At 59.7% G+C, this 18,287-nt stretch carries 16 protein-coding genes, 1 tRNA gene and 1 riboswitch; of the genes, 3 read left to right on the forward strand and 14 right to left on the reverse strand.

Annotation, left to right across the window (positions count from 1 at the left end):
- Window positions 1-30 precede the first annotated feature (30 nt).
- The 13 genes from KL786_RS22935 to KL786_RS22995 all read right to left on the reverse strand — a co-directional run bounded on the left by KL786_RS22935 (window position 31) and on the right by KL786_RS22995 (window position 14,874).
- The gene (locus tag KL786_RS22935; protein WP_353844682.1) at window positions 31-423 is read right to left on the reverse strand and encodes a DUF6216 family protein; all 393 of its coding nucleotides are present in this window, start codon (window positions 421-423) and stop codon (window positions 31-33) included.
- A 475-nt stretch (window positions 424-898) separates the two neighbouring features.
- Window positions 899-2,485 carry an SNIPE associated domain-containing protein gene (locus KL786_RS22940; RefSeq protein ID WP_215519064.1) on the reverse strand — a complete coding sequence of 529 codons (1,587 nt, stop codon included), beginning with the start codon at window positions 2,483-2,485 and terminating at the stop codon, window positions 899-901.
- Window positions 2,486-2,942: 457 nt separating this feature from the next.
- Window positions 2,943-3,016 (reverse strand) — tRNA-Gly (locus KL786_RS22945).
- A 140-nt stretch (window positions 3,017-3,156) separates the two neighbouring features.
- The gene (locus KL786_RS22950; RefSeq protein WP_215519065.1) at window positions 3,157-4,041 is read right to left on the reverse strand and encodes an alpha/beta fold hydrolase; all 885 of its coding nucleotides are present in this window, start codon (window positions 4,039-4,041) and stop codon (window positions 3,157-3,159) included.
- Between the two features lie 299 nt (window positions 4,042-4,340).
- A complete protein-coding gene (locus KL786_RS22955; protein ID WP_215519066.1) occupies window positions 4,341-5,033 on the reverse strand; it encodes a 16S rRNA pseudouridine(516) synthase in 693 nt (230 codons plus the stop codon).
- Window positions 5,033-5,242, reverse strand: coding sequence for a cysteine-rich CWC family protein (locus KL786_RS22960; RefSeq protein ID WP_215519067.1), 210 nt, complete (start codon window positions 5,240-5,242; stop codon window positions 5,033-5,035). The genes KL786_RS22955 and KL786_RS22960 overlap by 1 nt, the downstream gene beginning before the upstream one ends.
- Before the next feature lie 72 nt (window positions 5,243-5,314).
- Window positions 5,315-7,084 (reverse strand): allophanate hydrolase, encoded by a 1,770-nt coding sequence (gene atzF, locus KL786_RS22965; protein ID WP_215519068.1) that lies wholly within the window; start codon window positions 7,082-7,084, stop codon window positions 5,315-5,317.
- A 28-nt stretch (window positions 7,085-7,112) separates the two neighbouring features.
- The gene (gene uca, locus KL786_RS22970) at window positions 7,113-10,673 is read right to left on the reverse strand and encodes an urea carboxylase (protein WP_215519069.1); all 3,561 of its coding nucleotides are present in this window, start codon (window positions 10,671-10,673) and stop codon (window positions 7,113-7,115) included.
- Window positions 10,674-10,853: 180 nt separating this feature from the next.
- Entirely contained in the window at window positions 10,854-11,486 is a 633-nt protein-coding gene (locus KL786_RS22975; RefSeq protein ID WP_215519070.1) for an urea amidolyase associated protein UAAP2, read from the reverse strand.
- A 9-nt stretch (window positions 11,487-11,495) separates the two neighbouring features.
- Window positions 11,496-12,221 (reverse strand): urea amidolyase associated protein UAAP1, encoded by a 726-nt coding sequence (locus KL786_RS22980; RefSeq protein WP_215519071.1) that lies wholly within the window; start codon window positions 12,219-12,221, stop codon window positions 11,496-11,498.
- Window positions 12,218-12,982 (reverse strand): ABC transporter ATP-binding protein, encoded by a 765-nt coding sequence (locus KL786_RS22985; protein WP_215519072.1) that lies wholly within the window; start codon window positions 12,980-12,982, stop codon window positions 12,218-12,220. The genes KL786_RS22980 and KL786_RS22985 overlap by 4 nt, the downstream gene beginning before the upstream one ends.
- The gene (locus KL786_RS22990) at window positions 12,979-13,794 is read right to left on the reverse strand and encodes an ABC transporter permease (RefSeq protein WP_215519073.1); all 816 of its coding nucleotides are present in this window, start codon (window positions 13,792-13,794) and stop codon (window positions 12,979-12,981) included. The genes KL786_RS22985 and KL786_RS22990 overlap by 4 nt, the downstream gene beginning before the upstream one ends.
- Window positions 13,795-13,806: 12 nt before the next feature.
- A complete protein-coding gene (locus tag KL786_RS22995; protein ID WP_215519074.1) occupies window positions 13,807-14,874 on the reverse strand; it encodes a putative urea ABC transporter substrate-binding protein in 1,068 nt (355 codons plus the stop codon).
- 61 nt (window positions 14,875-14,935) lie between these two features.
- A riboswitch (guanidine-I (ykkC/yxkD leader) is annotated at window positions 14,936-15,036 on the reverse strand.
- 313 nt (window positions 15,037-15,349) lie between these two features.
- Between KL786_RS22995 and KL786_RS29695 the strand changes: the two genes are divergently transcribed.
- Together KL786_RS29695 and KL786_RS23000 are read left to right on the forward strand one after the other, a co-directional pair.
- Window positions 15,350-15,709 carry a hypothetical protein gene (locus KL786_RS29695; RefSeq protein ID WP_252193829.1) on the forward strand — a complete coding sequence of 120 codons (360 nt, stop codon included), beginning with the start codon at window positions 15,350-15,352 and terminating at the stop codon, window positions 15,707-15,709.
- 157 nt (window positions 15,710-15,866) lie between these two features.
- Window positions 15,867-16,295 (forward strand): DUF3757 domain-containing protein, encoded by a 429-nt coding sequence (locus KL786_RS23000; RefSeq protein ID WP_215519075.1) that lies wholly within the window; start codon window positions 15,867-15,869, stop codon window positions 16,293-16,295.
- Between the two features lie 10 nt (window positions 16,296-16,305).
- On the opposite strand, the gene dspII is transcribed toward KL786_RS23000, so the two are convergent.
- The gene (dspII, locus tag KL786_RS23005) at window positions 16,306-17,418 is read right to left on the reverse strand and encodes an enoyl-CoA hydratase/isomerase DspII (protein ID WP_215519076.1); all 1,113 of its coding nucleotides are present in this window, start codon (window positions 17,416-17,418) and stop codon (window positions 16,306-16,308) included.
- A gap of 131 nt (window positions 17,419-17,549) precedes the next feature.
- On the opposite strand from dspII, the gene ung reads away from it, so the two are divergent.
- Window positions 17,550-18,245, forward strand: coding sequence for a uracil-DNA glycosylase (ung, locus tag KL786_RS23010; protein WP_215519098.1), 696 nt, complete (start codon window positions 17,550-17,552; stop codon window positions 18,243-18,245).
- Window positions 18,246-18,287 lie beyond the last annotated feature (42 nt).

Genomic DNA, 18,287 nt, shown 5'->3' on the forward strand with positions numbered 1-18,287 from the left:
CGGTAGCCCCGCTCTTTTTCAAGAGGGGTGTCAGATTAAGTCGAGACTTCTACAGTTAAAGTCTTTCCAGTCTATATATTTTCTTACCCTTGCAACATCTCTATGACAGAAGCCATTTTTCTTGATCCATTCCTCAGCGAGTTTGGTGTCAGCCAAGTTCTGTGCAGGTATGTTGAACTCGAATCGGTAGTATTCAACTTCTCTCAGATTTTTTCGTATGTTTTCGTAGTCTTCGGTTTCAAATTTTGTGGAGCCGCCGAAAAAACGCCACATTAAATCGCGTAGAAATATCAGTGAGCCAGAGCGTGAATAAATGTAAAAAACTAACAAGCAGATAGCGATGCCGCTAACCAAGCTTGCCAGTGTTGCGTAGTTTTCAAATGTCCAGTTTACGATGTTGTCGTTGAAGTTTTGCTGTGACACAAAGTCATCCTTGGTTTAATTCTAATGGAGGTTTTTATTGGCTCTTTAGCCTCTTTAGTCATTAAGAAATAGGCATTTTTAACTCATCCTTAAGTTTTTTGTGTTTGCGACGATCGAACTCTACACCCTACAGGGAGGATAACCCATGTCCGACCCCACCCACGACCTACTCAAACAGGTCTCCTCCGAGCTGGAGCATGCCTCCAGCGCCTTCAGCAAGCAGGCCGAGGAGGCCATGAACGGAGCGCGCTAGGCTGGCGGATTATCCGAACAAACCAAGACCACCGTCGATGAACTGGCGTTGAAATTCAATACCCTGTCCGAAGCCGAAATCCAGTTGAAAATCCACCTCGTCGAGATCGAGCAGGAGTTCGCTCGGCTAATCGACTCCGATGACCTGGCGGCTATGCAATTCAAGGTGCTAAGCATTATGTGCGAGCAACAAGCTATGCCCGCGACATGTCTGACAGTGTTGCTATACCACCTCTTGTGCCTCCTCAAGTTCTTCCTGAGGTTCAAACTCAAGCTGGTGCCGCGTCCACTGCTGCGCAATGACCGGGTTTTCTAGAATCTGCTGTTCAAGTCGGATAGTTTCCCGGAACTCATGTGCATCGGCTGCCATGGTCCAATGGGTTTCGACACCCAGGCTTTCCAATTCGGCGCGAATTTCTGTCAGCTCCAAACGGAAAAACTCTTTCCGTGGATTAACCTTGTTCATCTGGCGACGCAGGAAGTGGCGATGTAAGGTCTTTTCAAGGCCTGGAGCGTCGTCACTGAAGATCATTGCATGCACGTCAAACTCAAACGGTACGCTGGCATCGCCGAGTTCGCGGATGCGGTCCTTGGGTTCCAAGCGTCGGGTCATGCCAATTTTGAACACCTCCTCACCGAAAGATCCAATATTAGAAATCACATACACATGGCCTGCTCTCGTCTGCTGAGCCATGGATAGCGCACGCTGGTTCTTTTCCTCGGCAACTTGGAGTTTGGCTTCAAGTTCTCGAAGTTTTACCTCGTACTCGGCACGTTGAGCATCGTTGGCGGTAGCGACTTGCTGGAGAACTTTATCCATCGCCTTTTTGATGGTTTCTTCTTCTTTCGCGGCGTCTTTTATTGCGCGTTCAAATTCTCGACGCGCTTTTTCTTCTTCTCGAATTTGTTCGCGCAGCTGTCGTTGTTCTTCTCGTTCCTGGTCTTTCAGTGCTTGTGCAGTGGCTGCCCACTTGAGTTCTTCAAGCCGGGAGGCAAGGTATTCGTCAGTAATTCGAGCGTTTCTGAAGGCTGTACCGTTATGGTTGACCAGCGCGAACGCATCCAGGATTTCCTGTTCCAGTTTGCCGTGGTTGTCAGCTTTGTTTCTTGAGAGGATCGAGTCGACTTTGCCGTTGAAGGCATCGATAACAAAACGGATCGCGGTTCCCTTTCGATTGGCTTCAGCATAATCACAGGTTGCAGCTCTGCCTGATTTGACCATCGAGCGAGTTGCATCGCGGGCAGCTTTAAGCCTTTTCCCGGCGTCAGTAAAGGCGAACTCTTCAGCCAGGTCATCCAGCAGGTTATAGGTCGGTACGATATACGCATCACCATAACCCTCGACGATGTTTTTCATTGCTTTGGCGGTTTCTGCAAACTCCTTGGCACGGTTCATCGCTGCATAGGCTTCGCCTGCAACTTCTTCGGCTCGCTTGTTGGCCAACTCGATAATACGTTCAGCAGCCAACCTAGCTTGCTCCAGCTTTTCTTCGGACTGCTCGATTCTGGTTTTTGCAGAGAGATTGGCGCTTTGGCGTTCCTGGGCGGCGTCTTGTTTGGCTTTTGCCAATTCGAGCTCTGCTTCGGAAATGAGTTTCTTGGCCCATTCTTCGGCATCGATAATAGTTTGATACTTTGACAGGGCTGCGACTCGACTTAGCAGATCGAGGTTTTCATGCTGCTGCCGGGCGATCACTTCTTCCCGTTGACGCAGGTCTCCTGTCAGCTTGGCAATAATCTTTGCGGCTTTGAATCGAAGAATCAAAAGCGCAAGGATGCAAGCGGCAGCAATGATGAGCAGTAGCTCCATGTGATCCCTCACAGATGGTCTGATTGAATATCGGAGCTGGACGCTATCCTTTAGCCAGTACGGTGTCCACACTCATTCTGATTCGGATTTTTTCTGTGGTGGGATTTGTACCTTCGAGAGATGGGTACGAAATGTAAGGAGAGCGGTTAGCCCGGATGTAGCAACATCCCGACTGACCGCCAAACCCGCAGACTGCCCCATTTCCCATTGGGCTTCTTGTACCGCAGCACCGTATCGGCCAAGGGCAGGCACTTGATATCGGAGCGTTTCATGGCATTTGTATAGCGTGGTTCGATCTAACTCCACTCTACAAACCGCTATACAAGAAATTCCAGGCTGAAAAAACAAACGGCGGAATGCGAGGGAACGTGTTGAATCGCTGAAAGCCCCGTTTTTACTGGGCTGGTCGCTGATGTTGAAACGTGGGGGATGATACGGAAAAACGAGGGAAAAGAAGTGGAGCGGGTAGAGGGAATCGAACCCTCAACTAAAGCTTGGGAAGCTTTCGTTTTGCCACTAAACTATACCCGCTCAGAGCGGCTGACTTTGTACCAGATGTGCGCGGCAATTTGAAGTTTTTCTTTGGAAAATGTGCAAGTTGCGAGCGTCAGCCGAATCTTTCAGGCAACCCTGGGCAGTCTTTGTGCATCGTGCCCACCCAGGGTTCGCTTTCAAATCGCAAGTGCGTGCAGGGCCTGCCCCTGCTGATACCGCAGTCGATTCACTGACTGTTCCGGTTTCAAAAAGCTCATCAATGCCTGCCGGCTGTCATTGCACGCGGCCTTGTGCTCCATGTCCAGGAAGTGCCCGGTGGCCTGGATGGTGCCAAAGCTGCTGTTTGCCACATGTTGCCCAAATATCCGGGCATCCTCGGCGCTGGTGTATTCGTCCCACTCGCCATTCAAGAACAGTACTGGAATGGCGATCTGCCGTGCGGCCTTGAGGTAGCACTGGCGGTCGCTATTGAGGACCTGGCTGATGTGGTAGTGCATCTGCCCGTATTCATGTTCGGCCAGAGTGCTGACATGCCGATAGTTGAAGCGCTTGAACAGCGGCGGCAGGTGTTTGCCGATGGTGCTGTTGACCAGATTCCCAACGCTGTGGCGGTCGAGGTTGCCGAGGTAGTCGACACCGCGTTCCAGGTAGTCGCGCATGGGCGTATTGATCACCGGGGAGAATGAGCTGATCACGGCTTTCTCCACGCGCCGCGGCCGCTGGGACAGGGCGACGAGGGTGGCGACGCCGCCCCAGGAAAAGGACAGCACATGCTCGGCGGCGAAGTGGTCGATGAGTTCCAGGAGAATCTGGCCTTCAATGTCCTTCGTCAGCATTTGTTCATGGCGGTTGTGGGCTTTGGAGCGACCGGCGTAGGGCTGGTCGTACAAAACCACATTGAATTGCGGGTGCAGGCTTTTCACGGTCTGGGCGAAAGACGCAGTGGTGGCCATGGAGCCGTTGACCAGGATGATGGTCTTTTGAGCAGCGTCCGCGCGATAGAACTCCGTGTAAACCCGATACTGACCCTGTATATCCAGCACAGCGATTTCTGGCCTCATGTCATAAGACTCCTGGCAAGCGGGTGGTGCGCGCAGATCACTCTGCACGAGCTTTGTGACAGGTAGGCATACGCCTGGAAGGGAGGCCCATGTCGGTCCGTTGAAGCTGGCCGACGGGTGTTGTTATGGCGGGCAACTTGCCTGTAAGGCCCACACGTCAAGCAGTGCGGGCAGGCAATGTGTTTCTTGGAAGGTTGGGTGACTCACCAGTCAGATGGCGGCTGGCGTTTTGATTCAAGCAGGAGGCGGGCCAGGTCGCAAGTTTCACCCAAAAGTTTTGCTGGTCATCGGCTGAACGGTCATATCTGGCGGATTTCAGCTTCGGTCAGCGGCCGATATTGGCCGGGCGCCAGGTGTTCATCCAGCGCCAGCGGCCCCATGCGTTCGCGATGCAGGCGCGTCACTTTGTTATCGAAGTGCCCGAACATGCGCTTGACCTGGTGATAACGCCCTTCAATGATGCCCAAGCGCGCCGTTCTGGGGCCAAGGACTACTAGCTCTGCCGGTTGCGTGGTGAGGTTTTCGAAAGCGAAATACAGACCTTGCGCAAAAGTTGTCGCGTACTGCGGGCCGATCTCCTGCTCGGTCTCGACATAGTAGACCTTGGGCAGTTTGGTCAGGGGCTGGGTCAGGCGCCGCGACCACTGGCCGTCATTGGTGATCAGCAGCAGGCCGGTGGTGTTGAAGTCCAGGCGGCCGGCGATATGCAGGTCGCCCTTGTCCGGCTCATCCAGCAGGTCGAGGACGGTACGGTGCTGCGGGTCCGAGGTGGCACTGACACAGCCCTGAGGCTTGTGCAGCATAAAGTAGCGTGCCGGTTTCCCCGCTTGCAGGACGTCGTTGTCCACCATGACGTGGCTGAACTCGCGCACCTCATGATGCGGGTCGCTGACCACTTGGCCGTCGACCTTGATCCGCCGCTCCACCAGCAGCAGGCGCACTTGCTGGCGATTGAAACGGGGCAGGTTGCTGAGGAAGCGGTCGACGCGCATTACGGCTGGGCCCTGCGCAATTGCTCATCGACCTGGGCACAGCGTGGGCACAGGCAAGCCTTGTTGCGCAGTGCCTCGGGCAACGCTTCAAGCACCGCCGGGTCGATACTGACGCTGTAGCACCAGCAGGCCTGGTCGACGGTACGTGCGTCGGCCAGGGTGCAGTCGTTGCGGGCGCCACAGGCAGGGCAAAGTTCAGGTGTGGTCATCGGTCGGTTCAGGCGGTATCGGACAAGTCCCGGTGGAACCCGGTGTGCCTTGCACGATACAGCCAAGGCCCGCTATTGCAAACTGCCCAGGTACTGGCGCCAGCCGCCGAAGTGGCTGATGTCGAGCGCACCGGCGAGTCCGTAAGGTTCGCAGATAAAGCCGCTCTCCCAGCGCCCGTCGGCCAGTTGCACCTTGCCCAGGCCCAAGGGCGCGGGGATGCCGTGGACAAAGGAGCCCAGTTCGCTGCTGGGCAGGTCCCAGACTTCGACTGCAATCGCCACGCCGCCTTGCGCCACTCGTAGCATGCCGGGCCGGTAGGGCGGGCCGCCGGCGAGGGCAAAGAGTTGGTAGTGGGCGGCACTGTGGGTACGCTCCAACAGGCGTGCGCCACGCCGGGTCAGTTGACCGTTGAGTGCCAGGCCCTCCAGGTGCGCACCACAGACCACCAGGCGCGTACGGTCATGGCTGGCGGTACCGGTTGCTGGCGCAGCCAAGGCCTGCTGGCGCTGCAACGCATGCGCCACACTGAGCAGGTACTGATCGGTAAACGCCCGACCAAACAGTGTCACACCCCAAGGCAAGCCGTTTTCCATGAAACCGCTGGGCACGGCGACGGCGGCGTAATCCAGCAGGTTCATGAAGTTGGTGTAGTAGCCCAGCTCGGCGTTGCGCAGCACGGGTTCTTCGTGCAACTCGTCGAGCGTCACGGGGCGGCCAATGGTCGGCGTCAACACGCAATCAAGGGTTTGCAGTGCCTGGTCGCACAGGGTTTTGAGCGTTTGCAGGCGGTATTGGGCGCGGAAGGTGTCGACACCCGTGACGGCAGGCGCCTTGGCCAATACTGCGCGAATCACCGGCAGGACTGCCTCAGGCTGGCGCTCCATCAAATCGCCCGCGACGCTGTAGCGTTCCGCGACCCACGGGCCTTCATACAGCAGGCGGGCGGCTTCGAGGAAGGGTGACAGGTCGAGGCTGACCGGCTCGCCGCCCAGGGCGATCAGGCGGGAGATGGCCTGGCGAAACAGGCGCGGGCCTTGCTCGCAGCCGAAGAACTCAAGGTCCTGATCCCGTGGTACACCGAAACGAAAGGGCCGTGGCGCCCCAAATGCCGAAGCATCATTCCAGGCAGGGTTACGGCGACTGTAGGCGTCCAGGGGGTCAAGCCTTGCGGTCAGCGCCAACAGGTGGCTGGCTTCCTGCGCCGTGTGGGTAAACGTAGTGACGCAATCCAGCGTGCGACATGCCGGCACTACCCCCGCTGTGGAGATCAGCCCTTTGGTGGCTTTGAGCCCCAGCAGATTGTTCAAGGCTGCCGGTACACGACCGGAGCCGGCAGTGTCGGTGCCCAAGGCGAAACTTGCCACGCCCAGCGCGACGGCCAGCGAAGAGCCGGCACTGGAGCCGCCCGACGGATACTGCGCCAGCACACTGTTGGGGCAGGCGCCATACGGTGAGCGGCTGCCGTTGAGCCCCGTGGCGAATTGATCAAGATTGGTCTTGCCCAGTGGCACCGCACCGAGGGCGATCAACTGCTCGACGATAGTCGCCGAGCGCGACGGTGTATAGGCGAATGCCGGGCACGCCGCCGTGGTGGGCACACCCGCCAGGTCGATATTGTCCTTGATCGCAAAGGGCACGCCGAACAGCGGCAGGTCAGCTATCGCCTGGCTCTCCAGTGTTTGCAGATAAGGTTCGAGTTCTGCAACGCTGAGCAGGTGGATAAACAGGTGATAGTCCGGGTTCAACTGTGCGGCTTTTTCCCGCAGTTGCAGCAGCAGTTGGCGCGGGGTGATGTCGCCACTCAGGTAAGCGCTGCGCAGGTTATCGAGTTGCAGATTCATGGCTTGTCCGCCTGTAGAAAAGTAGAGATCAGTCACGCTCCAGCACCACCACGCGTTGCCCGGCGCCGATACCACTGCCAGGTTGCACGGGGATTTCCCGCACTGTGCCGGCGAATGGCGCGAGCACGGGGATTTCCATCTTCATTGATTCCAGCACAACCAGCACCGCACCGGCCGCGACGTGCTCGCCCGCCGTCACCTGGACCTGCCAGAGGTTGCCGGCGATAGGGCTGTCGATACTCGCTTGGTTGGCCTCAAGCGGCGTGTCTTCTGTCAGGGGGGAGGGGAGTTCCTCGCTGTCGAAATGCGCCTGGCCACTGGCGATCCAGCGCTCGCGCTCGGCGTTGAAGGCATGCTGTTGTTGTTCACGAAACGCACCAATGCTCTGGGCCTGCTGCGCCAGAAAGGCCTGGTAATCCGCCAGGTTCAACTGGCTGTGTTCGATGTTCAGTTCAAAACGCCCCAGCGGGAAGTCCCGACGAATTCTCAGCAGTTCTTCGCCGCTGACCGGATAAAAGCGGATCTGATCGAAGAAACGCAGCAACCAGGGCTTGCCGTCGAACGCCGCCACTTCGCGGTAGCGGTTCCACATCTGCAAGGTGCGCCCGACAAACTGATAACCACCGGGGCCTTCCATACCGTAGACGCACAGATAGGCGCCGCCGATGCCCACACTGTTTTCGGCGGTCCAGGTACGCGCCGGGTTGTATTTGGTGGTCACCAGGCGATGGCGCGGATCCAGTGGAGTGGCGACCGGAGCGCCGAGGTAAACGTCGCCCAGGCCCATCACCAGATAGCTGGCGTCGAACACGGTGCGGCGCACTTCATCAAGGTTGGCCAGGTCGTTGATACGGCGGATGAACTCAAGGTTGCTTGGGCACCAGGGCGCGTCCTTGCGCACGGTGGTCATGTATTTCTCGATGGCCAGTTGGCAGGCCGGATCGTCCCACGACAAGGGCAGGTGAACGATGCGCGAGGGGACTTGCAGGTTGGGTGTGGCGCACACGGCATGCCATTGGCGGGTGATCAGGGGTAGCAGGTCGGCCAGAGGCAGTTGCTCGGGCTGGTAGTGGATCTGCAGGGAGCGAATGCCCGGTGTCAGGTCGATCACACCGGGCAGGGATAGCGCTTGCAGCGCTTGCATCAGTGCGTGGGCACGAAAGCGCAGGACCAGGTCGAGCTCGGGCGCGCCGATTTCCAGGAGCAGGTGCGTGTCGCCGGCGAGACGGGCGACGAGGCGGGTATCGTCTTCGCCAATCTCCAAGACCACAGGTGATGCGATCAAGTGTGGGAGTACGTTCGGTTCCCCCAGTTGATCCCATTCCCGGGCGAGGTCGCGGGCGGTCTTGAGATCGACTGGGGTGAACTGGAGTTTGTCACCGGCCTTGAGCTGGCCCAATTGCCAAAGGTCTGCTTCGATCACAGTCACCGGGCATACGAACCCACCCAGGCTCGGGCCATCCGGACCCAGGATCACAGGCATGTCACCCGTAAAGTCCACTGCCCCGATGGCGTAGGGATTGTCGTGGATATTGGAGGGATGCAAACCCGCTTCACCGCCATCCGTGCGCGCCCACAGCGGCTTGGGCCCGATCAGCCGCACGCCGGTGCGGCTGGAGTTGAAGTGCACCTCCCAGCGGGTGGCGAAGAAGGTGTCGATGTACTCCGGCTTGAAGTATTGCGGCGCACCATGGGGGCCGTAGATCACCCGCAGTGTGCGGACTGGGGCCAGTGGTTGTGGCTGCAAGGTCTGGCCGGCACTGGCATCGAGCAGCGGTGGCAGATGCAATACATCGCCGGCGCGTAACGCCCGCCCGCCATGGCCGCCAAACTGCCCAAGGGTGAACGTGCTTTTACTGCCCAGGTAGTCGGGCACTTGCAGGCCACCACGCAGGCACAGATAGCTGCGGGCACCTGCGCCAGTGAGCATGCCCAGGCTCAGGGTGGCACCTGCGGGGATCAACAATGCAGTGTTCATCGGCACGTTTTGATCGTTCAGCAACAGCGTGATAGGAGCCCCGGTCACGGCCACCACCGCCGCGCAGTTAAAGCGCAACAGAGGCCCGCTCATGGTGATTTCCAGCGCGGCGGCCCCGTCTTCGTTGCCCAGCAAGCGATTGCCCAGGCGCAGTGCGCGGCTGTCCATCGGGCCTGACGGTGGTACACCGACGGCCCAGTAGCCGAGGCGGCCGGGATAGTCCTGGACACTGGTTTGCGTACCGGGGCTCAGCACCTCAAAGGTGTCGGCGTGGTAGACCAGGTCTTCCAGGCAGCGGGTCCATGGCTGGCCGCTGACAAAAGGGGCGGCCAAGAGAATCTGGCGCAGGTAATCGCGGTTGGTTTCCACGCCGTACAGTTGGCTGTCGCCCAGGGCCTGGTGCAGATCCAGGCGTGCCTGTTCACGGGTCGGCGCCCAGGCAATGAGCTTGGCGATCATGGGGTCGAAATAAGGCGGGATCTCACAACCGGCTTCGACCCAGGTGTCGATCCGCAGACCTTCGGCGCAGGGGAAATCGACTTGGGTCAAGAGCCCCGGGCTCGGTTGGAAATCCCGACCAGGATCTTCAGCGTACAGGCGGGCCTGAATCGCATGCCCCTGGGGTTTGAGCACCAGTGTATGCAGTGGTGGTAATTCACCCGCCGCCAATTGCACCATCCAGCGCACCAGGTCCACGCCCCACACCTGTTCGGTGACGCCATGCTCTACCTGCAAGCGGGTGTTCACTTCCAGGAAGTAGAAACGCCCGTCGGCGCGGTCAAAGATAAATTCCACAGTTCCGGCGCTGCGGTAGTTCACGGCTTTGGCCAGGCTGATGGCCGCCGAACACAAGGCGTCGGCCATGCCCTCGGGCAGGTTCGGCGCCGGGGTTTCTTCGAGCACTTTCTGGTTGCGCCGTTGTACGGAGCAGTCGCGCACGCCAAGGGCGATAACCTCACCCGCACCGTCACCAAATACCTGCACTTCCAGATGGCGAGCCTGCTGGATGTACTTCTCGATAAACACGCCGGCGTCGCTGAAGTTGTTCTGCCCCAGTCGTTTGACCGCTTCAAAGGATTCGTTCAACTCAGCGGCGTCGCGGCATACCCGCATGCCGATGCCACCACCACCGGCAGTGCTCTTGAGCATGACCGGATAGCCCACGCGCTCACCGGCCAGCAGTGCGGCCTCCAGGCTGTCGAGCAGCTCAGTGCCTTCCAGCAGCGGGATCCTGTGCTGCTTGGCCAGGGCGCGGGCCGTGTGTTTGAGACCGAACACACGCAGTTGTTGCGGGGTCGGTCCGACAAAGGCAATGCCAGCGTTTTCGCAGGCCTCGGCAAAGGCGGCATTTTCTGCAAGAAAGCCATAGCCCGGATGAATCGCGGTGGCCCCACTGGCCTTGGCGGCGGCGAGAATCTTTTCCACCGACAGGTAGGTGCCTGGCGCCGCACCGTCGCCCAGGCTATAGGCTTGATCAGCCTGCTGGATATGCAGGCTGGCGGCATCGGCCTGGGAATAGACGGCGATGCCTTCGACCTGCAGGTCACGCAAGGTGCGCAGGATACGGCAGGCGATAGCGCCACGGTTGGCGATCAAGAGTTTTTTGAACATGGCAAAACCCCACAGACTGACAACGGCTCAGCCTTGTCCTGGGATGCGGGCCGTCCCGCACAATGGGCGTGGCGCCAGGGTCGTCCATGGCGCAGATTCCAGGGCTTCAGTGTTTTTGCAGGCACTGTCCGCTTCGGGACTGGCACAGGGCAAACAACCATTTACGCAGGCGCTTGAATTTCAGTTCCATACCAGTAGCTCCGCAGGGGTGGGGTTGTAGGCGTTGCAGGGGTTATTCAGTTGTGGGCAGTTGGAAATCAGCACAATCACGTCCATTTCTGCGCGCAGGTCGACGTACTTGCCGGGGGCGCTGATGCCGTCTTCGAAGGTCAGGCCGCCGTCGGCGGTAACCGGCACATTCATGAAGAAATTGATGTTCGGCCCAATGTCTTTTTTGCCCAGGCGCCCGTCATGGGCACAGGCCCGCAGGTAGTTGTCGCGACAACTGTGCATGTAGCGTTTTTCCAGGGCGTAGCGCACGGTGTTGCTCTCCTGGGCGCAGGCTCCACCGAGGGTGTCGTGGCGCCCGCAGGTGTCATCGACGATGGTCAGCATTGGCTGGCCGAGGTTGGAATACAGCACGCTGCCGGTGCCCAGGTAGACGCTGTTTTGCCGGCGCAGGGTGCGTTGTACGTCGTAGCGCTCCCTGGGGTTTTTCAGGCTGTAGAACAGGGTGTCGACCGCCTGGTTGCCCTCCAGATCAAGGATGCGCAAGGTCTGTCCGGCCTTGACCTCCATCAGCCAGGGTTCGCCGGCGGGAATGGTTGCACGGTAGATCGCGGTGTCCGGTTGTTTGGCAAGTGCAATAGACATGGCAAGGCCTCAGGCGAACAGACGGTCAGTGTTGATAAAGCCGCGCTCGTTTTCCGGGCGCGAAGTGCGGCAGTGCTCGGCGACACTTTTGTCGGCGTTCATCCAGCTCAGTTTCAAAGGTTGTGGTGCGTAGTCAGGGTTGGGGTCCATCGGATGTTGCAGGGCGGTGAGCACCACCAGGGTGTCCATCGGCGCGTAGAGTTCGATGTAGTCGCCTGCCTTGGAGTTGCCCGGTACAAAGTGCAGGCCACCGTCGCCGTCCACGCGGACTCTGCTGAACAGGTTGAGGGTCATCAACAGGTCGCAAAGCCCCAGGCCCCATTTGCCCAGTTCCACCAGCAGGTTGTCGGTGCCGTTGCGCAAGAAGCCGTTACGCAGTTCCTGGAAGCGGCCCTGGCCATACTTTTCGGCCACCTCCGAGGCGCAGAGCACGCCGCCGATGCTGTCGCTCCAGCCGCAGGTGTCGGCGGTGATGGCGGCCAATACGCGGCCCATGTCCGAGTACAGGCAGTGGCCGGCAGTGAGCTTGGCGGTGTGTTGGCATTTGAGACTGTCGGGCAGGTTCAGCCGTTCGGTTTTTTCATTGGCATTAAGCAGGGTCAGGCTGACATTGGCGCCACCGCGAATATCGGTCAGGCGCAGCAGTTGGCCACGCTTGAGCACAAAGGAACGGTGGCCGCCGCCGGGCAGCATTTCTTCGGCGAACGGTGGGAACAGTTGAGTGGCATCGTTCATTGGCAAGTCGCTCCAAGTTCGGCGGCGAGTGCCTTGCGACGCTCGCTGTTCAAGGGAATGTCATAGGTGATACGGGCGCCATAGGCGCCGGGGGCGTGGGGGTCGACACGCACCTTGTCGAAGACCAGAAGGCGTGTACCGAGGCTGAAGCCTTCGCTGAGGTCGTGGGTGACCATGAACACCGTCAGCCGGGTTTCATGCCACAGCTCCAGCAGCAACTGATGCATGTCTTTGCGAATGCCGGGGTCGAGAGCGCCGAAGGGTTCATCCAGCAGCAACACACGGGGCTTCATGATCAGCGCCTGGGCAATGGCGAGACGTTGTTGCATGCCGCCGGACAGCTGTGCCGGGTACTTGTCCAGGGCGTGGCCGAGACCGACTTTGTGCAGCAACGCGGCGGCCTGTTCGCGCGCAGCTTTTTTGGCGTTGCCAAACAGCCGCCCCAGCAAGGCGGACTGCGGTAGTTCGAGGCCCAGGGTGACATTGTCGAGCACGCTCAAATGAGCAAACACCGAGTAGCGTTGAAACACCACGCCACGGCTGGCATCGGGCTCGGCGGCGAGGGCTTGGCCGTCCAACAGGATCTCGCCTCGGCTGGCGGTTTCCTGCCCGAGCAACAAGCGCAGAAAGGTTGATTTGCCGCAGCCCGAAGTGCCGACCAAGGTGCAGAACTCCCCTTCGGCAACCTGCAGATTGAGGCCTTCGAGCACCACCTGCTCGCCGTAGCGCTGCCACACATTGTTGACGCTGATAAAACTCATGCCCGCGCTCCTTCATACCAGGGGAACGCACGCCGGGTCAGGGCCTTGAGACCCCAGTCCATCAGCCACGCCAGCAGGGTGATCCACACCACGTACGGCAGAATCACATCCATGGCCAGATAGCGGCGTACGAGGAAGATCCGATAGCCCAGGCCGTCGGTGGAAGCGATGGCCTCGGCGGCGATCAGGAACAGCCACGCCGAACCCAGCATCAGGCGCAAGGAAATCAGCAGGCGAGGCAGCAGTTGCGGCAGCACCACTCGCAGCATCAGGGTCCAGGTCGAGGCGCCGAGGGTTTGTGCCTTGACCAGCAACTCGACGGGTATTTCCCGCGCCCGTTGCTCCAGGTCACGGGCCAGGCAGGGGGTAATGCCGATCACGATCAGCATCACTTTCGACAGCTCCCCGAGGCCAAACACGATGAACAGAATCGGCAGGATCGCCAGTGGCGGTACCATCGACAGCACCGTCAGCAAGGGGGACAGCGGCGCCCCGAACAACGGCAAGGTGCCGGCGGCCATGCCCAGGCACAGGCCGGCGAGGGCGCTGATGCCCAGGCCGATGGCCAGGCGGCGCAGGCTTGCAGCGCTGTCTTGCCACAGCAGGTATTCGCCGGTGCGGGTGTCAGCGGTGAAGGCCAGGCGTTTCACCGCCTCACTCATTTGCCCGGCACTGGGCAGCAGCTTGTCGTTGGGGTTTTCGGCCAGGCGTTCGGCCGAACCCACGAAATAGGCAAGCAACAGCAGGGCGAATGGCAGCAGCACCAACAACAGGCGACTGGAACGATCCGGATGGCGATTGATCAGGCGCATGGGCGTGTCCTCTTACAGCGTGCCGTCGGCAGCCATCTGCACGTAGCCGGGGTCGAAATGCAGCTTGAGGTTGGCGGTGTCGCCGCGGGTCACGCCGTTGGCGAAGGTCATGCCCACGGCATTGGTGTCCCGGGCGCCTTCGCCGAGCAGGCCGTGTGCAAAAGAGAACTCGGCGACTTTGCCCATGGTCGCTGGCAACTGCGCACTGGTGGCGAAGTCGAGCGCTTCCCTGGGGGTGGCGAACAGCTTGGTAGTGCCCAACTGCGCCTGGAACCCCTTGAGGTCGGTACCGGACGCCTTGGCCATGTGTTCAAGGGCGCTGGTACCGGCGGCGGTCTGGGCGTTCATCAGCGCCACCACTTCGAACCAGGCACCGGTCAGAGCCTTGCCCAGGGCCGGGTTGTCCTTGAGGACCTGGGTGTTGACCACCATCATGTCCATGATTTCGCCAGGCACTTTGCTGGAGTCGAAGACTTGGCTGGTCCCGGGCTTGGCCTTGATCTCAGACAACATCGGGTTCCAGGTGGTGACGGCTTGTACCTGATCGGTGTTGAAGGCCGCGGCAATATCAGCGTCGGAGGTATTCACCACTTTCAGCTCTTTTTCGCTCAGGCCGGCCGAGTCCAGGGCCCGTGCCAGCAGGTAGTGGGAGACGGAGAGTTCCACCAGGTTGACGTGCATGCCCTTGAGGTCGGCGACGGTTTTGCCTTGGCCCTTGATCACCACGCCATCGTTGCCGTTGGAGAAGTCGCTGACCACCAGCGCGGTGCTTTCGACACCGCCGGCAGCGGGGATGGTCAGGGCATCCATGTTGGTCATGGTGCAACCATCGAACTGGCCGGCGGTGTATTGGTTGATGGATTCGACGTAGTCGTTGAGTTGCACCATGTCGATCTTGATGGCGTATTTCTTCGCCCACTTGTCGAGGATGCCTTGGCTGCCGGCGTACTCCCAGGGCATCCAGCCGGCGTAAAGGGTCCAGCACACGCTGAAGTGGTCTTTGGGCGCAGCCGGGGCCTGCACACTCACCAGGACAGTGAAGGCAGCGGCGAGCAAGGCGGGTAGACGTATCGAAGGCATGAATGCTTCTCCAGTTGATCAAGGGCGGACAGGAGCAACGCGGCACCGTGAACGGTGGCTTGTCTCCCGGGCTTTTATCCCGCCGTGTAACCTCAACTGGAGGTCGCCAACTCTCGGACCAGCCACTCGCCTATGCGAGCCGGAACCCTAGTCAGCCATTGCAAATTGTGGTGCCGCGAACCTGTGATGACTCCTGCACGGGAAGAGGTAAAGCGAGAGTCGTGCCAAGTCAGGCAAGGGCCGTTTTAAAGGGGCGCGTGGCGGGGGAGAGGGGTGTCAGGGCGTTGTTGTGCATGGTCGTGGTGCGCGACTGCACTGTGATGGCGCGAAAGGTTGTTTGATGTACATGTATCAAGCCATGTCCGAATCGCACCAGATTCGGTTTTTGAGGTCTGATCCTTTGTCAGTCAGTGAAAGCTGTCTGGCGCCTCCCAGCGTCGCTGGTGTGTGCTCTTCCGCGGTCCAGGAGGCCGCCATGTATCGTCGATTGCTCATCACAGCTGTGCTCGGCTTGACCCTTTCTGCCTGCGTGCCTTATTACGGTGGAGGCTCCAGCTACTATCGATCCGAAATCTATACCACGCCCGCGCCGGTCTATTATTACGGTGGCGGCCCGTCTTACCAGTACCGGCGCGGCTATTACGCACCGCCACCACGGTATTACCCGGCGCCGCGTTATTACCAGCCGGCCCCCCGTTACTATCAGGCCGGGCCAAGGGCAGGCTACCGGCCATATCCCAATCAGGGTTGGGGTGATCACCGGGGTTATGGGGGGCATGGCCGGGGAGATGGCCGGGGTGGCGGTCATGGCTCAGGTCGTGGCGGCCACCGTTAAATCAGCTTTTCCTTGAAACGGCGCGTAATGCGCCGTTTTTTTGTGGGTGACCGTCTGTCCAGGCTGTCATATTTAACAGCTATCTTAAGTGTCTTTCTAGGACTCTACTGAGTGGCAATTGCTCAGTAGCTCAACGGAATGACACATGATTAGCCGGATGCTTATCGTTTTTATCTTCGGGTTTTTCCCACTCGCTCACGCCAGCGTAGAGTTCGGTTGCCCATACCCCTCGTCGATCAAGCGCAAGGCTGGCCATTTTCAAAGTGACAATGGTTATTGGAAAAGCCCCAAGGTCGAGTTTCCAGGCTTTTTGGACACGTTTGTCGGCGCGGTCTTCATCCCTGCCGAGGACGGGGAGCGCAAGCGAGGCCATTTGGAGTACTGCACCTACAAGGCAGCCAACAACCAGTGGGTCAACCTCAGGTTCCAGGCACCCGAGCCCCTGGCCAGCATGTCACTGACCGACTCCACCCATTGGGTGCTGGCCCACGGGCCTTTTGACCAGGAAATCTACGTGTGTACGGACAGCCAGCCCGACAACTGTTCGTTCACCCTCGTCCCCCCAAAATCCTGGCCCGCCGGTTGACTCACGTCTGTCATAAATCAGAGAGATCTGCCAGCGGATGTCGTCCTTCCCAGGCCTTGTGAAAGTGCGCCTCGACCACGGCTTCGGGAATGCGGTTGATATCCGGCCAATGCCAGTGCGGCTGCTGATCCTTGTCGATCAGGCGGGCCCGAACCCCTTCGCTGAACTCCGGATGCCGACAGCAATTGAGGCTCAAGGTGTACTCCATCTGGAAAACCTGTGACAGAGACAGGTGCCGTGCCCGTCGGATCTGTTCCCAAACAAGGTGCGCGGTCAGCGGGCAGCCCTCGCTCATGGTTCTGCCAGCCCGGCTGAACAGCGGGTCGCTATGCTCACGCAGTTGGCTCAAGGCGCGCCAGGCGCAGCGCACATCGCCCACATCCAGCCATTCGTCGATTGGTTGGCGTCGCGGTAGCCATTGTGCTTCGGGCTGCTGGCTGGCGGCTTCCTGGGCCAGGGCCTTGAACAGACTGTTGAGCTGCATCGCCGTCTGTTCCTGCCAATTGAGTTGCAGCAGGCCTTCGAGCATTTCGTCCTGTTGTTCATCCAGCAGGAAACGGTCGGCCAGGCCCAGGTCCAAGGCGTCGCGACCATTCATATGGGCGCCGGTAAGGCCGAGGAACAGGCCGAGCTTGCCGGGCAGGCGCGAGAGGAACCAACTGGCGCCGACATCCGGGTACAAGCCGATGCTGATTTCCGGCATGGCCAGGCGGCTGCTCGGTGTGACGATGCGGATGGCGGCGCTCTGCAGCAACCCCATGCCACCGCCCAGCACATAGCCATGACCCCAGCAAATCAGCGGCTTGGGGTAGGTGTGCAGGTGGTAGTCCAGGCGGTACTCGGCGGCAAAAAACTGCGCGGCCAGGGCGGGCACTTCGCCCGGGTGCTCACGGCACGCCTGGGCCAGGCTGCGCACTTCACCGCCGGCGCAAAACGCCTTGGCGCCGTTGCCACGCAGCAGCACGCAGACGATTTGCGGATCCCTGGCCCAACTATCCAGGCGTTCGCTCAGGGCCAGGATCATCGGGAGAGAGAGGGCATTGAGGGACTTTTCCGCGTCCAGGCTGGCGATGCCGATACGGGCGCCGTCTGTGCCAGTGAGCTCTTCGAAGTGCAGATTCATCATGACCTCAATCGGTGAATTGAACGTTGAGTATGATCCCTTCGTGGGAAAGTGCCGGTTATGCGTCAGATCAATTGACAAGTGGGGTGGGCTTTCCTAGGGTTCGCCCATTCTTTTTACATGATGTGTTTCTGATGACTTCCGACGACCGTATCAAACTCGAACCGAGCTGGAAACACGCCCTGCGCGAGGAGTTCGAGCAGCCGTATATGACCGAGCTGCGCGAGTTCCTGCGCCAGGAGCATGCGGCGGGCAAGGAAATCTACCCGCCGGGCCCGTTGATCTTCAATGCGCTCAACTCCACGCCGCTGGACAAGGTCAAGGTGGTGATCCTCGGCCAGGACCCCTACCACGGCCCGGGCCAGGCCCACGGCCTGTGTTTCTCGGTGCAGCCGGGCGTGCCGGCGCCGCCGTCGTTGGTCAACATCTATAAAGAGCTCAAGCGCGACCTCAATATCGACATCCCCAGCCACGGTTGCCTGCAAAGCTGGGCTGACCAGGGCGTGTTGATGCTCAACACCACCATGACTGTGGAGCGCGCCAATGCCAATGCCCATGCGGGCAAGGGCTGGCAGTTCTTCACTGACCGGGTGATCGAGGTGGTCAGCGAGCATCAGCCGCACCTGGTGTTCCTGCTGTGGGGCGCCCATGCCCAGGGCAAGCAGAAGCTGATCGACGCGACCAAGCACCTGGTGCTGACATCGGTGCATCCGTCGCCATTGTCGGCGTATCGCGGGTTTTTGGGCTGCGGGCACTTCAGCCGGACCAACAAGTTTCTTGAGCAGAATGGCGAGACGCCGATCGAGTGGCGGTTGCCGCCCATCTAAGGCCCAACACAAAAAAATGTGGGAGCAAGCCCGCTCCCACAT

Source organism: Pseudomonas sp. TAE6080 (genome assembly GCF_018732265.1).
GTDB lineage: Bacteria > Pseudomonadota > Gammaproteobacteria > Pseudomonadales > Pseudomonadaceae > Aquipseudomonas > Aquipseudomonas brenneri.

Coding starts and splice junctions, on each gene's coding strand:
- KL786_RS22985 (WP_215519072.1), bottom strand. CDS start 12,982: ATGAGTTTTATCAGCGTCAACAATGTGTGGCAGCGCTACGGCGAGCAG.
- uca (WP_215519069.1), bottom strand. CDS start 10,673: ATGTTCAAAAAACTCTTGATCGCCAACCGTGGCGCTATCGCCTGCCGT.
- dspII (WP_215519076.1), bottom strand. CDS start 17,418: ATGAATCTGCACTTCGAAGAGCTCACTGGCACAGACGGCGCCCGTATC.
- KL786_RS29695 (WP_252193829.1), top strand. CDS start 15,350: ATGTATCGTCGATTGCTCATCACAGCTGTGCTCGGCTTGACCCTTTCT.
- KL786_RS23000 (WP_215519075.1), top strand. CDS start 15,867: ATGCTTATCGTTTTTATCTTCGGGTTTTTCCCACTCGCTCACGCCAGC.
- atzF (WP_215519068.1), bottom strand. CDS start 7,084: ATGAATCTGCAACTCGATAACCTGCGCAGCGCTTACCTGAGTGGCGAC.
- KL786_RS22950 (WP_215519065.1), bottom strand. CDS start 4,041: ATGAGGCCAGAAATCGCTGTGCTGGATATACAGGGTCAGTATCGGGTT.
- KL786_RS22960 (WP_215519067.1), bottom strand. CDS start 5,242: ATGACCACACCTGAACTTTGCCCTGCCTGTGGCGCCCGCAACGACTGC.
- KL786_RS22955 (WP_215519066.1), bottom strand. CDS start 5,033: ATGCGCGTCGACCGCTTCCTCAGCAACCTGCCCCGTTTCAATCGCCAG.
- KL786_RS22940 (WP_215519064.1), bottom strand. CDS start 2,485: ATGGAGCTACTGCTCATCATTGCTGCCGCTTGCATCCTTGCGCTTTTG.
- KL786_RS22975 (WP_215519070.1), bottom strand. CDS start 11,486: ATGTCTATTGCACTTGCCAAACAACCGGACACCGCGATCTACCGTGCA.
- KL786_RS22980 (WP_215519071.1), bottom strand. CDS start 12,221: ATGAACGATGCCACTCAACTGTTCCCACCGTTCGCCGAAGAAATGCTG.
- KL786_RS22990 (WP_215519073.1), bottom strand. CDS start 13,794: ATGCGCCTGATCAATCGCCATCCGGATCGTTCCAGTCGCCTGTTGTTG.
- KL786_RS22995 (WP_215519074.1), bottom strand. CDS start 14,874: ATGCCTTCGATACGTCTACCCGCCTTGCTCGCCGCTGCCTTCACTGTC.